At 49.8% G+C, this 16,971-nt stretch carries 7 protein-coding genes; 6 read left to right on the forward strand and 1 reads right to left on the reverse strand.

From position 1 onward, the window contains the following. Positions 1–79 precede the first annotated feature (79 nt). Positions 80–970, reverse strand: coding sequence for an SDR family oxidoreductase (locus ACOJUN_RS13540; RefSeq protein WP_422132471.1), 891 nt, complete (start codon positions 968–970; stop codon positions 80–82). A 200-nt stretch (positions 971–1,170) separates the two neighbouring features. Here ACOJUN_RS13540 and ACOJUN_RS13545 point away from each other — a divergent pair, with 200 nt between their 5' ends. The 6 genes from ACOJUN_RS13545 to ACOJUN_RS13570 all read left to right on the forward strand — a co-directional run bounded on the left by ACOJUN_RS13545 (position 1,171) and on the right by ACOJUN_RS13570 (position 16,824). Beyond that, a complete protein-coding gene (locus tag ACOJUN_RS13545) occupies positions 1,171–3,552 on the forward strand; it encodes a hypothetical protein (RefSeq protein ID WP_422132472.1) in 2,382 nt (793 codons plus the stop codon). A 353-nt stretch (positions 3,553–3,905) separates the two neighbouring features. After that, the gene (locus ACOJUN_RS13550; RefSeq protein WP_422132473.1) at positions 3,906–6,092 is read left to right on the forward strand and encodes a hypothetical protein; all 2,187 of its coding nucleotides are present in this window, start codon (positions 3,906–3,908) and stop codon (positions 6,090–6,092) included. Positions 6,093–6,358: 266 nt separating this feature from the next. Continuing rightward, positions 6,359–8,830, forward strand: a complete 2,472-nt coding sequence (locus ACOJUN_RS13555; protein ID WP_422132474.1) for a hypothetical protein — start codon at positions 6,359–6,361, stop codon at positions 8,828–8,830. Between the two features lie 156 nt (positions 8,831–8,986). Continuing rightward, entirely contained in the window at positions 8,987–11,494 is a 2,508-nt protein-coding gene (locus tag ACOJUN_RS13560; protein WP_422132475.1) for a hypothetical protein, read from the forward strand. A gap of 342 nt (positions 11,495–11,836) precedes the next feature. Beyond that, entirely contained in the window at positions 11,837–13,744 is a 1,908-nt protein-coding gene (locus tag ACOJUN_RS13565; protein WP_422132476.1) for a hypothetical protein, read from the forward strand. Positions 13,745–14,061: 317 nt separating this feature from the next. Then, the gene (locus ACOJUN_RS13570) at positions 14,062–16,824 is read left to right on the forward strand and encodes a hypothetical protein (protein WP_422132477.1); all 2,763 of its coding nucleotides are present in this window, start codon (positions 14,062–14,064) and stop codon (positions 16,822–16,824) included. The last annotated feature ends 147 nt before the right edge of the window (positions 16,825–16,971 follow it).

The raw sequence follows: 16,971 nt of genomic DNA on the forward strand, positions 1-16,971 counted from the left end.
TAACGACCTAACAACTTTGAAACCAGCAAGCCCGGCTTGCAGGGCAAGCCTCTTGTGCTATTTTTCAATCCCCCGTCGTTTACGGTGGATAAGATGTCAGCTCACATACTTCACGGACAATACGGGCCACAGCACTTCTCCATGGGCGGGCATGTACGCCAAAAGTGTTCAGCACCTTATTGGAAGATAGGGTGCCATTGGCGGGAGGTTTGATGCCTTCCCTGGATTCGATGTTGGCCATGATCAGCTTTCGGACGCTCAGGTCGCGATGCTGGGAAGCCTCAGCAATAAGAATTTCGGCGAAGTTGCTTTCAGAAACCGACTCTGTGGTGGAGTAGTGGTAAGTGCCCCAGGTCTGGGCGCCACAATCGAGTTGTTGAACCATGGCGATAATAATCCGGGCAGCATCGTCAGCCGGTGTCGGGCAACCCAGCTGGTCCGGAGTTACATAGACTTCCTTGTTAACCAGCATCTGTTCCGCCAGTCTTCTAAGCATGTTGGGACGACGCGCACTGATGATCCACGACAGACGCAGAATGATATGCCGCTCACAGCGTTCACGGATTTGTTGCTCCGCCTGAAGCCTGCTGTTACCGAGAACACCGATGGGGTTGGTAGGATCTTTTTCGTTATAAGGTTCCTGCTTGGTACCGTCAAATACCCTGTAACTTGACAGCTGAAACAGAATAATGCCTTGACGCTGGCAGCAGTCTGCCAATTCTGCAACGGCGTCTCTGTTGATACTGAAACAGCGGGAAGGCTCATTCTCGGCCTTGACCGGATTGTTATAGGCCGCAGCATTGATGACCAGATCTGGCTGGTGGTGGTTGAGACAGCTCTGAATCTGATCGGGCCTGGATAAGTCCAGTTCCGTTCTGTCCGGCGCGTGCCAGGGAATACCTTTCTCTGTCAGTCTTTTGCAGACTTCATGGCCGACCTGACCGGTTTGACCGATGACCAGTACTTTCATACTTGGATTCCAATATCACAGGCTTAATGATTAAAAGGCTATTGAAGCACGAATAGCTGTCCAGGGGCACAGGCGTTTGAGTGTTTTGTCAGAAAACATGTTTGTTTTCCTGATCTATCCTTCCTCTCTGTAAACCGGAATGCAGGGATAGAATTATTAAACACTCACCCTTTGCGACACTGCTGTCACTGCTACTGTCGTTGTCTGTTATCTGTCAGGCCGGATCGTTGACAAGACGTTTTGTTGTTGAGCTTGAACGGGATGCAGGCTCCCCAGAACAAAACTTTTCTATAAAACGTGACTGGCATACGTTGCCAGGTAACCCATCAGATATTGCCGACATGAACGACTATGAAGAACCATATTTGCTACCTGATAAAAAACGACATAGTTCATCTGGTTATGGAATAGAAAAGACCGTCATTGAGTCGATTTCGTGGCAATGGCTTTACGCTTCGAATCTGCTGATTGCTTATGAACTGTTTGTTATCACAAAAGTGACCCTCATGAGTGACGAGCCTTATTTATGGCTGCCTTTGGAAGTGCCTTTCGCTGTTGCCTGGCTTTTAAAAATCTATTGGAAGCCCAATACACAGCTGTTTAGCCAAATTGAGCAACAGGCGACATCTATGTTGATACGAGAGGATCACCTGTTTGCAACCATCACCGCAGTGTTTGGCTCTACAGGGAACTCACCTCAATACCAGTCGTCAGAATCATCCAGCCAGCCAGCCCCAAAAGCCACCCTGTCGCCTATAAGCTCTTTTAATGGACCCCTGAATAATGACTATAGCGGCGGAAACGGAGGCAATCAGCAACACCAGCACACCCTGGGTTTAAATTGTTTTATTCATCCCTGTCATGGCTTTTGTCAATTGCAGCCCTTGTCCGGTAGCAGCAGGCCCGCTGAATGGCCCCTGAATACCATGGAAAGCTCATGCGTTCACCAGACTACTGGACACTGCTCAAGTTGTATGAGGCATTTTGATCCTGAATATGCTGCGGAGTTCCGTCAAAACCCTCTTATCAATACATTGCATGAACTTTCTGACATTCAGCTCCTATTGGATTCTGATCCACTATTTGGTGGCAGTGATGGTAACCTCACAGACTTAATCCATGATGCCATTGACGCTCCCGGGTCACTCAATGATGATGTGCCAATGCTCGGGCATCTGTCTTCCATTGCCGATGATATTGCGGTCATTAATGGGTCACTCGATCTAGAGCATCTTTTCAAAGAAGATGAGCAGGCCTTTACGCTTAGCCCTTCAGAAATACAACAAACCACCGCTGAGTCATCCCAATTGGCGCAAAGCCAACCTCATCTTTCCCGGACAGGCGCAGTAAAGGCTAAAGCCGAAAGAGCTCAAAAAGCCTGTGAGTTGACCGTGGTCGGGGAGGACGGCCAGCAGCGGCCATGCGGGAAGTTCTTTAAGAGTGATGGAGCCCTGGCGAATCACAAGAGCAAATACCATACCGGGCAAAAAGTCTGTGGTCAGAGCGTGGTCGGGGAGGATGGCCAGCAGCGACCATGCGGTAAGGTCCTTAAGAACATTAAAGCCCTCTGGGGCCACAAAAGTAAATGCCACAGCGGGCAACAAACCTGTAAAGTGATCGTGTTCGTGGAGGGTGGTCAGCAGCGGCCATGCGGGTGGCTCTGCAAGAATGCCAGTGCACTGACTTATCACAAAACTAAATACCACAGCGTGCAACAAACCTGTGAAGTGACTGTAGTCGGGGAGGATGGTCAGCAGCGACCATGCGGGAAGGTCTGTAAGAATGCTGGAGTCCTGTCGAGCCATAAAAGTGAATACCACAGAGGGCAACAAATCTGTAAAGTGACCGTGGTCGGGGAGGATGGTCAACAGCGGCCATGCGGGAAGCTCTGCAAGAATGTTAAGACCCTGTCGAATCACAAAAACACATGGCACACCGGGCAAAAAACCTGTGTCTTGATTATGGTCGGGGAGGATGGTCAGCAGCGACCATGCGGGAAGGTCTGTAAGAATACCGTAGCCCTGTTAGACCACAAAAGTAATTACCACAGCGGGCAAGAAGCCTGTAAAGTGAACCTGCTCGGGGATGATGGTCAGCAGCGGCCATGCGGGCGGCTCTGCAAGAATGCCAGAGCACTGAGATATCACAAAATTAAACACCACAGCAGGCAAGAATCCTGTACGGTGAACGTGTTCAGGGAGGATGGTCAGCAGCGACCATGCGGGCAGCTCTGCATCAATGCTCATGCCCTGTCGATACACAAAAGCATATGCCACACCGGGGAACAAACCTGTGACTCAACCGTGATAGGGAAGGATGGCCAGCAGCGACCATGCAGGAAAGTCTGCAAGAATGCTAAAGCCCTGTCGAATCACAAAACAAAAGTCCACAGCAAGCAACAACACTGCCAGCTAACCGTAATCGAGGATGGTCGACAGACGGTCTGCAAAAAACCTCAAGTTCTATCAAATCACAAAAGAAGAGATCGAAAACGCAAGCATCCTGTGGGCGAGGACGATGAACTCAGTCCTCCTGCAGATAAAGTGAATAATTGTGGTTACCAGGGGAAGCTGACGGACTGATATCTATCAACGCTCCGGGAGCTTATCGGACTTAAGTGTCCTCTGCACGGGGTCGCCTGGACGGGGTCGCCTAGACGGGGTCGCCTGGACGGGGTCGCCTGGACGGGGTCGCCTAGACGGGGTCGCCTAGACGGGGTCGCCTAGACGGGGTCGCCTAGACGGGGTCGCCTAGACGGGGTCGCCTAGACGGGGTCGCCTGGATGCGCTATTTTTTGTCAGACTGCCAGTAAGCATAGGAGCAGGATTTTTGAGGCTTTTGACAGAAAACATATTTATTTTCTTGATCTATCCTTCCTCTCTGTAAACCGGAATGCAGAGATAGAATTATTAAACACTCACCCTTTGCGGCACTGTTGGCACTGCTACTGTCGTTGTCTGTCATCTGTCAGGCCGGATCGTTGACAAGACGCTTAATTGTCGAGCTGGAACGGGATGCAGACTCGCCGAAACAAAACTTTTCTATAAAACGTGACTGGCGTATGTTGTCGGGCAACCCACCAGATGTTGCCCTCATAAACGACTATTCAGAACCAGATTTGCCACCTGTTAAAAAACGACACAGTTTATATGGTTATGTCATAGAAAAGACCATCATTGAGTCGATTTCGTGGCAATGGCTTTACGCTTCGAATCTGTTGATTGCTTACGAACTGTTCGTTACCACAAAGGTGGCTCCCATGAGCGCCGCCCTTTATTTATGGCTGTCTTTGGAAGTGTCTGTCGCTGTTGCCTGGCTTTTAAAAAACTATTGGAGGCGCGATATACGGCTGTTTAGCCCGATTGAACAACAGACGGCAACTATTATGCTGACACGTTGGGAGTACCGGTTTGCAACCATCACCGCAGTGTTTGGCTCTGGAGAGAACTCACTACAATACCAGTCGTCAGAATCATCCAGTCAGCAAGCCCCAAAAGCCACCCTAACGCTTATAAGCTCTTTTATTAACCCTCTGAATGATGACTATAGCGGCGGAAACGGAGGCGATCAGCAACACCTGCACACTTTGGGTTTAAATTGTTTCATTCATCCCTGTTATGGCTTTTGTCAATTGCAACCCTTATCCTTCGGTAAGCCCGCTGAATGGCCCCTGAATACCCTGAAAAGCTCATGCGTCCACCTGGCTACTGGACACTGCCCAGGTTGCATGAAGCATTTTGATCCTGCATATGTTGAGGAGTCCTGTCAAAATCCTTTTTTCAATACATTGCATGATCTTTCTGATATTCACCTCCCGTTCGAGTTTGAGCCAACATTTGAAGGCATTGATGATCACCTTACAGGCTTAGTCCAGAATACCATTGACGCTAACGGGTTACTCAATGATGATGTGCCAGCGCCCGGGCATCTGTCTTCCAGTGCTGATGATTTTGCGATCATTAATAGGTCACTCGATCTACAGCGTCTTCCTAAAGAAGATGAGCCTGCCTTTAAGCTTAAACATTCAGAAACACAACAAACCACCTCTAAGTCATCCCGATTGGATCAGAGCCTACCTCATCTTTCCCGGACAGACGCAGCGCAAGCTAAAGCTGACAGCGCCCAGAAAACCTGTGAAGTGATCGTGTCAGGGAAGGACGGCCAGCAGCGGCCATGCGGGAAGGTCTTTAAGAGTGTTCGAGCTCTGGGGAATCACAAAAGCAAGTGCCACACAGGGCAAAAAGTCTGCGGTCTGAGCGTGGTCGGGAAAGACGGTGAGCAGCGGCCATGCGGGATGGTCTTCAAGAATGTTGGATCACTGGAGAATCACAAAAGCAGATACCACACGGGGCAAAAAACCTGTGACCTGACCGTGTTCGGGGAGGACGGCCAGCAGCGGCCATGCGAGAAGGTCTATAAGAATGCTCGAGCCCTGTGGAGTCACAAAAGCAAATGCCACACCGGGCAAAAAGTCTGTGATCTGATCGAAGTCCGCAAGGACGGCCAGCAGAGGCCATGCGGGATGGTCTTCAAGAATGCTGGATCACTGGAGAATCACAAAAGCAGATACCACACGGGGCAAAAAACCTGTGACCTGACCGTTGTCGGGGAGGACGGCCAGCAGCGGCCGTGCGGGATGGTTAACAAGAATGCTGGCGCCCTGGCGAATCACAAAATCAAATGCCACACCGGGCAAAAAGTCTGTGATCTGACCAAAGTCGCGAAGGACGGCCAGCAGCGGCCATGTGGAAAGCTTTGCCAGAATGCTAAAGCCCTGGCGGATCACAAAGGTAAATACCACAGAGGGCAAAAAGCTTGTGCAATGATCGTGGTCGGGGAGGATGGTCAGCGGCGACAATGCGGGAAACCCTTCATGAATGCTAACAGCCTGTTATATCACAAAAGAAGAGAACACTCCGGGCAACGAACCTGTGAAGTGATCGTGTTCGGGGAGGATGGCCAGCAGCTGTCGTCTGGGACGGCCTGCAAAAAACCTCAAACCCTTTCCTACAACAAAAGAAGAGATCGAAAACGCAAGCCTGCTTTGGGCGAGGACGATGAACTCAGTCCTCCGGGAGGTAAAGTGAATAAGCGTGATTATCAGGGGAAGATGACGGACTGATACCTGAACGCCTCTGGAGCTTATCGGGCTTAAGCGTCCTCTGTGGTCGCCTGGATGGGGTCGCCTAGATGCGCTATTCCCAGTCATACTCCCAGGGGGCACAGGAGTATGATTTTTGAGCGTTTTGGCAGAAAACATGTTTATTTTCTTGATCTATCCTTCCTTTCTGTAAACCGGAATGCAGAGATAGAATTATTAAGCACTCACCCTTTGCGGCACTGCTCTTACTGCTATTGTCAATATCTGTCATCTGTCAGGCCGGATCATTGACAAGACTTTTTATTGTCGAGCTTGAATGGGGTGCTGACTCCCCAAAACAAAACTTTTCTATAACACGTGACTGGCGTACGTTTTCGGCCACCCCATCAGATATTGCCAACATAACCGACAATGCAGAACCAGATTTGCCACCTGATAAAAAACGACATAGTTCATCTGGTTATGGAATAGAAAAGACCATCTTTGAGTCGATTTCGTGGCAATGGCTTTACGCTTCGAATCTGCTGATTGCTTACGAACTGTTTGTTACCACAAAAGTGACCCCCATGAGTGGCGAGCCTTATTTATGGCTGCCTTCGGAAGTGCCCTTCGCTGTTGGCTGGCTTTTAAAAAACTATTGGAAGCCCGATACACAGCTGTTTAGCCCCATTGAACAACAGGCGACATCTATGTTGACACGGGGGGATCACCGGTTTGCAACCATCACCGCAGTGTTTGGCTCCACAGAGAACTCACCAGGATACCAGTCGTCAGAATCATCCAGTCAGCCAGCCCCAAAAGCCACACTGTCGCTTATGAGCTCTTTTATTAGCCCCCTGAATAATGACTATAACGGGGGAAACGGAGGCCATCAGCAACAGCTGCACACTTTGGGTTTAAATTGTTTCGTCCATCCCTGTCATGGCTTTTGTCGATTGTACACCGTATCCGGTAGCAGTGAGCCTGCTGAATGGCCCCGGAATACCCTGGAAAGCGCATGCGTTCACGTGGCTATTGGATACTGTTCAAGTTGCATGAGGCATTTTGATCCAGCATATGCTGGGGAGTCCCGTCAAAACCCTCTTTTCAAAACATTGAATGATCTTTCTGACATTCAGCTCCCATTCGATTCTGATCCACTATTTGATGGTCACCTTACAGGCTTAATCCAGAATACCATTGACGCTACCGGGTCACTCAATGATGATGTGCCAATGGTCGGGCACTTGTCTTCTATTGCTGATGATTTTGCGGTCATTAATAAGTCGCTCGATCAACAGCGTCTTCTGAAAGAAGACGAGGTTGCCTTTACGCTTAACCCTTTAGAGACACAACAAACCACCTCCAAGTCGTCCCAATTGGATCGCCAACCTCATCTTTCCCGAACAGGTGCAGTACAAGCCAAAGCCGACACTAGTCAAAAAACCTGTGAGTTGACCGTGGTCGGACAGGACGGCCTGCAACGGCCGTGTGGCATGGTCTACAAGAATGCCAGATACCTGGCGAATCACAAAAGCAAATGCCACACCGGGCAAAAAGTCTGTGAGCTGACCCTGGTTGGGGAGGACGGCCAGCAGCGGCCATGCAGGAAGGTCTTTAAGAGTGCCGGAGCCCTGTCGAATCACAAAAGCAAATACCACCGCGGTCAAAAAAACTGTTACCTGGAAGTGGTCGGGGAGGACGGCCAGCAGCGGCCATGCGGGAAGATCTTCAAGAACGCAGGAGCCTTATCGAATCACAAAAAAAGTGGAGAACACTCAGGGCAACGAATCTGTGAAGTGATCCTGGTCGGGGAGGATGGCCAGCAGCGGCCATGCGGGAAGCCCGCCAAGAGTTTTAGAGCTCTGTCGGATCACAAAAATAAATACCACAGAGGGCAACGAACCTGCGAAGTGATCGTGTTCGGAGAGGATGGCCAGCAGCGGCCGTGCGGTGAGCTCTTCGAGAATGCCAGAACCCTGATAGATCACAAAAGAGAAGAACACTCCGTGCTACAAACCTGTGAGGTGATGGTGGCCGGGGAGGATGGTCAGCTGCAGCCATGCGGGAAACTCTGCAAGAATTCTATAGTCCTGGCAAACCACAGAAGAGGAAAACACTCCGGGCAACAAACTTGTAAAGTGATCGTGTTCGGGGAGGATGGTCAACAGCGGCCATGCGGGAAGCTCTACAAGAATGCTAAAGCCCTGTCGGATCACAAAAGTAAATACCACAGAGGGCAACAAACCTGTGAAGTGATCATGTTTGCTGAGGATGGTCAGCAGCGACCATGCGGGAAGGTCTTCAAGAGCGCTGGAGCCCTGTCGGATCACAAAAGAAAATACCACAGCGGGCAACAAAGCTGCAAAGTGATGGTATTCGGGGAGGATGGCCAGCAGCGATCATGCGGGAAGGTCTATAAGAGTGCTCTAGCCTTGTCAGAGCACAAAAGCAAATACCACAGCGGGCAACGAAGCTGTAAAGTGATCGTGGTCGGTGCGGATGGTCAGCAGCAGCCATGCGGGAAACTCTGCAAGAATGCCAGAGTCATGTGGCATCACAAAAGAAAGGCCCACAAAGAGAAACAAAACCGTAACCTGACCTTAATCGAGGATGGCCAGCAACGGTCGTCCGGGTCCGCCTGCAAAAAACCTCAAACCCTGTCGTATCACAAAAGAAGAGATCGAAAACGCCAGCCTGCTTTGGGCGAGGACGCTGAACTCAGTCCTCCGGGAGGTAAAGTGAGTAAGCGTGATTATCAGGGGAAGCTGACGGATTGATACCTGAACGCCCCTGGAGCTTATCGGGCTTAAGCGTCCTCTGTGGTCGCCTGGATGGGGTTGCCTGGATGCACTATTCCCAGTCAGACTCCCGGGGGGCACAGGAGTATGATTTTTTGAGCGTTTCAGCAGAAAACAGGTTTATTTTCTTGATCTATGCTTGCTCTCTGTAAACAGGAATACAGAGATAGAATTATTAAGCCCTCACTCTTTGCAGCACTGCTGTCACTGCTACTGTCGTTGTCTGTTATCTGTCAGGCCGGTTCGTTGACAAGACGCTTTATTGTCGAGTTTGAACGAGATGCAGGCTCTCCAAAACAAAACTTTTCTATAAAACCCGACTGGCATACGTTGTCGGCCAACCCATCAGATATTACCCACACAAACGACTATGCAGAAGCAGATTTGCCACCTGATAAAAAACGACATAGTTCATCTGGTTATGGAACAGAAAAGACCATCATTGAGTCGATTTCCTGGCAATGGCTTTATGCTTCGAATCTGCTGATTGCTTACGAACTGTTCGTTATCACAAAAGTGGCTCCCATGAACACCGACCCTTATTTATGGCTGCCTTTGGAAGCGCTTGTCGCGGTTGCCTGGCTTTTAAAAAACTATTGGAGGCCTGATATGCGGCTGTCTGGCCCGATCGAACAACAGGCAACATCTATGATGACACGGGTGGATCACCGGTTTGCAACCATCACCGCAGTGTTTGGCTCCACAGAGAACTCACCAGGATACCAGTCGTCAGAATCATCCAGTCAGCCAGCCTCAAAAGCCACCCTGTCGCTTATGAGCTCTTTTATTAGCCCCCTGAATAATGACTATAACGGGGGAAACGGAGGCCATCAGCAACAGCTGCACACTTTGGGTTTAAATTGTTTCGTCCATCCCTGTCATGGCTTTTGTCGATTGTACACCGTATCCGGTAGCAGTGAGCCTGCTGAATGGCCCCGGAATACCCTGGAAAGCGCATGCGTTCACGTGGCTATTGGATACTGTTCAAGTTGCATGAGGCATTTTGATCCAGCATATGCTGGGGAGTCCCGTCAAAACCCTCTTTTCAAAACATTGAATGATCTTTCTGACATTCAGCTCCCATTCGATTCTGATCCACTATTTGATGGTCACCTTACAGGCTTAATCCAGAATACCATTGACGCTACCGGGTCACTCAATGATGATGTGCCAATGGTCGGGCACTTGTCTTCTATTGCTGATGATTTTGCGGTCATTAATAAGTCACTCGATCTACAGCGTTTTCTCAAAGAAGACGAGGTTGCCTTTACGCTTAGCCCTTCAGAAACACAACAAACCACCTCTAAGTCGTCCCTATTGAATCAGAAACCATTTCATCTTTTCCGGACAGGTACAGCAGAAGCTAAAGCCGACAGCGGTCAAGAAACCTGTGAGGTGGTCGTGGTCGGTAAGGACGGCCAACAGCGGCCATGCCGGAGGGGCTTTAAGAGTGCCAGAGCTCTGTCGGATCACAAACGCAAATACCACACCAGTCAAAGAATCTGTAGCCTGACCGTGGTCGGGGAGGACGGCCAGCAGCGGCCATGCGGGAAGGTCTTGAAGAGTACTGGAGCCCTGGCAAATCACAAAAGCTCATACCACACCGGGCAAAAAGTCTGTGACCTGACCGAAGTCGGGGAGGGCGGCCAGCAGCGGCCATGCGGAAAGCTTTGCAAGAATGCTAAAGCCCTGACGGATCACAAAAGTAAATACCACACTGGGCAACGAACCTGTGAAGAGATCGTTTTCGGGGAGGGCAGTCAGCAGCGGCCATGCGGAAAGCTTTGCAAGAATGCTAAAGCCCTGATAGATCACAAAAGTAAATACCACAGAGGGCAACAAACCTGTGAAGTGATTGTGTTCGGGAAGGATGGTCGGCAGGGGCCATGCGGGAAAATCTGCAAGAATGCTATAATCCTGGCAAATCACAAAAGAAGAGAACACTCCGGGCAACGAACCTGTACAGTGATCGTGGGTGGGGAGGGTGGTCAGCAGCGGCCATGCGGAAGGGTCTTCAAGAGCGCTGCTGCCCTGTCGGATCACAAAAGCAAATACCACAGCGGGCAACAAGCCTGCAAAGTGATGGTGGTCGGGGAGGATGGTCAGCAACGGCCATGCGGGAAGCTCTGCAAGAATGCTAAAGCCCTGGTGACTCATAGAAGAGGCCAACACACCGGGCAACAAACCTGTGAAGTGATCTTGTTTGCGAAGGGTGGCAAGCAGCGACCATGCGGTAAGGTCCTTAAGAGTATTAACGCCCTCTCGGACCACAAAAGTAAATACCACAGCGGGCAACAAACCTGTAAAGTGATCGTGTTCGGGGTGGATGGTCAGAGGCGGCCATGCGGGAAGCTCTGCAAGAATGCTAAAGCCCTGATATATCACAAAAAAACATACCACAGCCGACAACGAACCAGCAATGTGATCGTAGTCGGGGCGGATGGTCAGCAGCAGCCATGGGGGAGAGACTGCAAGAATGCTAAAGCTCTGTTGAATCACAAAAGAAACGACCAGAGCGAGCAACAAAACCCTAAAGTAACTGTTGGCCAGCAACGACCATACGCGACGGTCTGCTACTATCCACGATGTCTGTCGGATTACAAAAGGAGAGGTCGAAAACGCAAGTCTGCTGATCTGGACTAGGACGATGATCTCAGTCCTTCTGCAGATAAAGTGAATAAGTGTGATTACCAGAGGAAGCTGACGGACTGATACCTGTCAGCGCCCCGGGAGCTTATCAGCTTTAAGCGTCACCTAGACGGGGTCGCCTAGACGGGGTCGCCCTAGACGCGCTATTCCGAGTAAGATTCCCAATGGGCACAGGAGTATGATGTCTGAGCGTTTATGCAGAAACCAGGTTTATTTTCCTGATCTATTCTTCCTCTCTGTAAACCGGAATGCAGAGATAGAATTATTAAACACTCACTCTTTGCGGCATTGCTGTCACTGCTACTGTCGTTGTCTGTCATCTGTCCGGCAGGATCGTTGACAAGACGTTTTATTGTCGAGCTTGAACAGGATGGAGGTTCACCAAAACAAAACTTTTCTATAAAACCTGGCGGGCATACGTTGTTGGGCAACCCATCAGATATTGCCCACATAAACGACTATGAACAACCAGATTTACTACCTGATAAAAAACGACATAGATCACCTGATTATGGAATAGAAAAGACCATCATCGAGTCAATTTCGTGGCAGTGGCTTTACGCTTCGAATCTGCTGATTGCTTACGAACTGTTCGTGACCACAAAAGTGGGACCCAAGATCGCAACTCCTTATTTATGGCTTCCTTTAGAAGTACTTGTCGCTGTTGCCTGGTTTTTAAAAAACTATTGCAAGCCCGATACACGGCTGTTTAGCAAGATTGAACAACAGGTGACATCTATAATGACAGTGGGGGATCATCCGTTTGTAACCATCACTGCAGTGTTTGGCTCCGGAGAGAGCTCACCGCAATATCAGTCGTCAGAACCATCCGGCCAGCCAGCCTCAAAAGCCACCCTGCCGTCTATAAGCTCTTTTATTAGACCCCTGAATAATGACTACAGCGGTGGCAACGGAGGCGATCAGCAACACCTGCACACTTTGGGTTTAAATTGTTTCATTCATCCTTGTCATGGATTTTGTCAATTGCTCCCCTTGTCCGAGAGCAGTGAGCCCGCTGAATGGCCCCTGAATACTCTGGCAAGCTCATGCGTTCACCTGGCTACCGGACACTGCTCAAGTTGCATGAGGCATTTTGATCCTGCATATGCTTTGGAGTCCCATCAAAACCCTTTTTTCAATACATTGCATGATCTTTCTGACATTCAGTTCCCGTTCGAGTCTGAGCTACCCTTTGATGGCATTGATGGTCACCTTATAGACTTGATCCAGAATGCCATTGACGCTAACCGGTCACTCAATGATGATGTGCCAATGCCCGGGCATCTGTTTTCTATTGCTGATGATTTTTCGGTCGTTAATGGGTCACTTGATCTACAGCGTCTTCTCAAAGAAGACGAGCTTACCTTTACGCTTAACCCTTCAGAGACAGAGCAAAGCATCTCCAGATCATCCCAATTGGATCGCCAACCTCATCTTTCCCGAACGGGCGCAGTACAAGCTCAAACCGACACTAGTCAAAAAACCTGTGAGTTGACCGTGGTCGGGCAGAACGGCCAGCAACGACCGTGTGGGACAGTCTACAAGAACGCCAGATCCCTGGCGAATCACAAAAGCAAATGCCACACCGGGCAAAAAGTCTGTCAGTTGACCGTGGTCGGGGAGGAAGGCCAGCAGCGGCCATGCGAGAAGGTCTTTAAGAGTGCCAGAGCCCTGTCGAATCACAAAAGCAAATACCACCGCGGTCAAAAAACCTGTTACCTGAGAGTGGTCGGGGAGGACGGCCAGCAGCGGCCATGCGAGAAGGTCTTCAAGACCCCTGGAGCCTTATCGAATCACAAAAGTAGAGAACACTCCGGGCAACGAACCTGTGGAGTGATCCTGATCGGCGAGGATGGCCAGCAGCGGTCATGCGGGAAGCTCGTCAAGAGTGCTAAAGCCCTGTCGGATCACAAAAGTAAATACCACAGAGGGCAACAAACCTGTGAAGTGATCATGTTTGCTGAGGATGGCCAGCAGCGACCATGCGGGAAGGTCTGCAAGAATGCTAAAGCCCTGTCGAATCACAAAAGTAAAAACCACAAAGGGCAACAAACCTGTGAAGTGACTGTGTTAGGGGCGGATAGTCAGCAGCGGCCATGCAGGAAAGTCTGCAAGAACGCTAAAGCCCTGTCGGATCACAAAAGAAGAGATCGAAAACGCAAGCCTGCTGATCTGGACGAGGAACTCAGTCCTCCGGGAAATAAAGTGAATAAGTGTGATTACCAGGAGAAGCTGGCGGACTAATACCTTTCAACGTCCTGGCAGCCGCCTTTTTGGTCAGGTTATCAGCGACCTGACAAGTTGATCAGGTAAGAAAGAGACTTTGAACGTCTCTTCAAGAGGTCATTTGCCTTCCAGATTGGTCGAACGCTGGCTTCACCGCCATCGCTGACAGCAGTCATAGAACGAGTACTCCAACGAGTGGCATTATCAGTTTTACCTTCTGCCGCCAGGAGTATGATTTTTGAGCGTTTTGACAGAAAACAGGCTTGTTTTCTTGATCTATCCTTCCTCTCTGTAAACCGGAATGCAAGGATAGAATTATTAAACACTCACTCTTTGTGGCACTGCTGTTACTGCTGCTGTCGTTGTCTGTCATCTGTCAGGCCGGATCGTTGACAAGACGTTTTATTGTCGAGCTTGAACAGAATGCAGGTTCCCCAAAACAAAACTTTTCTATAAAATCTGACTGGCATACGTTGTCGGGCAACCCATCAGATATTGCCCATATAAACGACTACGGACAATCATATTTGCCGCCTTGTAAAAAGCGAAATAGGTCACCTGGTTGTGGAATAGAAAAAACCATCATTGAGTCGATTTCGTGGCAATGGCTTTACGCTACAAATCTGCTTATTGCTTACGAAATGAGCGTGACCACAAAAGTGGCAACCAGAATCACCACTCCTTATTTATCGCTTCCTTCAGAAGTGCTTGTCGCTGTTGCCTGGTTTTTAAAAAACTATTGGAATCCCGATACACGACTGTTTGGCATGATTGAACAACAGGTGACATCTATAATGACAGAGGGTGATCACCGGTTTGCAACCATCACTGCAGCGTTTGGCTCCGGAGAGAACTCACCGCAATATCAGTCGTCAGAATCATCCAGCCAGCCAGCCCCAAAAGCCACTCTGCCACTTATGAGCTCTTTTATCAGCCCTCTGAATAATGACTATAACGGCGGAAACGGAGGCGACCAGCAACACCTGCACACCTTGGGTTTAAATTGTTTCGTCCATCCCTGTTATGGCTTTTGTCAATTGCACCCCTTATCTGGTAGCAGTGAGCCTGCTGAATGGCCCCTGAATACCCTGAAAAGCTCATGCCCTCACTTGGCTACCGGACACTGCTCAGGTTGCATGGGGCATTTTGATCCTGCAAAAGCTATGGAGTCCCGTCAAAACCCTCTTTTCAGAACATTCAATGATTTTTCTGACATTCAGCTTCCATTCGATTCTGATCCACAATTTGATGACATTGATGGTCATTTTGCAGACTTAATCCAGAATGCCATTGACGCTACTGAGTCACTCGATGATGATGTGCAAATGCTCGGGTATTTGTCTTCCATTGCCGATGATTTAACGGCCACTAATGGGTCACTTGATCTGCAGCGTCTTCTTGGAGAACACGAACTTGCCTTTACGCTTAATTCTTCAGAAACACAGCAAACCACCTTTAAGTCATCCCAGTTGGATCAAAGTCAAGCTCATCTTTCCCTGACAGGCGCACTACAAGCTAAAGCCGACAGTGGTCAAAAAATCTGTGAGTTGACCGTGGTCCTGAAGGGCGGCGAGCAGCAGCCATGTGGTAAGGTCTTTAAGAATGCCATAAGCCTGTCGAGTCACAAAAGACGATGCCACACCGGGCCAAAAGTCTGTGACTTGACCGTAATGAGGGAGGACGGCCAGCAGGGGCCATGCGGGATGGTCTACAAGAATGCTGGATCCCTGGTGAATCACAAACGCACATTCCACACCGGGCAAAAAACCTGTGATCAGATCGAAGTCGGGGAGGACGGCCAGCAGCGGCGATGCGGAAAGATTTGCAAGAATGCTGGCGCCCTGTCGGATCACAAAAGTAAATACCACAAAGGGCAAAAAAACTGTGAAGTGATCGTATTCGGGGAGGACGGTCAGCAGCGGCCATGCGGGAAGCTCTTCATGAATACTAACTGCCTGGAATATCACAAAAGAGAAGAACACTCCGGGGAACGAACCTGTGATGTGGTTGTGGTTGCGGAGGACGGCCAGCAGCGGTCATGTGGGAGGCTCTTCACAAATACAAAAAAACTGAAGTATCACAAAAGACAAGAACACTCCAGAAAACGAGCCTGTAAAGTGGTCGTGGTCGGGGAGGAGGGTCAGTTGCGGCCATGCAGCAATCACTGCAAGAATGCTGTAGCCGTGTCAAAGCACAAAAGAAGTTACCACAGCGGGCAACAAACCTGTGAAGTGCTCGTGGTCGGGGAGGATGGTCGGCAGCGGCCATGCGGGAAGCTCTGCAACAATGCCAGAGCCTTGGTGAACCATAAAAGAGGAAAACACTCCGGGCAAAAAACTTGTGAGATAATCATGTTTGAGGAGGATGACGGGCAGCGACGATGCGGGAAGGTCTGTAAGAGTGCCGGAGCTCTGTCAGACCATAAAAGAAACTACCACAGCGGGCAAGTCTGTGAGGTGATTGTGTTCGGGGAGGATGGTCAGCTGCGGCCATGCGGGACGTTCTGCAAGAATCACAGGGCCCTTATATATCACAAAAGCAAATGCCACAGCGAGCAGCGAATCTGTGCATTGATCCTGGTCGGAGAGGATGGTCAGCAGCGGCTATGCGGGCAGCTCAGCAAGAATGCTAAAGCTCTGTCGATACACAAAAGCACATGCCACAGCGGCGAAAAAATCTGTGACTCAACCGTGACCGGGGAGGATGGCCAGCAGCAGTCATGCAGGAAGGTCTTTAAGAGTGCGATAGCCCTGACGAGTCACAAAAATAAATGCCACACCGGACAGAAAAGCTGTGACGTGACTGTGGTCTGCGCTGATGGTCAGCAGCAGCCATGCGGGAAAGTCTATAAGAATGCTCAAAGCCTGTGGTCTCACAAAAGAAGTGCCCACAAGAAGCAACAAGACCCTAACCCAGGCGTAATCGAGGATGGCCAGCAACGAGCGTCCGTGATGGTCTGCAAAAAACCTCAAGACTTGTCGGATCACAACAGAAGAGATCGAAAACGCAAGCCTGCTGATCTCGACGAGGATGGTGAACTCATTCCTGCAGCAGATAAAGTGAATAAATGTGATTATCAGGAGAAGCTGACGGACTGATACCTATCAAGGCCCCGGGGGCTTATCGAACTAGGCTCCTAGGGGGTCGCCCGGACGCGCTATTCTCTGTCGGTCTCCTGGTTGAGCGCCGTAAAAACGCAAAAAAACACATCGTTAAGTATGTAAAGATCCCATGCCCTGCAGGGC

Origin of the sequence: Endozoicomonas sp. ALD040 (genome assembly GCF_049275945.1) — a bacterium.
Taxonomy (GTDB): Bacteria; Pseudomonadota; Gammaproteobacteria; order Pseudomonadales; family Endozoicomonadaceae; genus Endozoicomonas_A.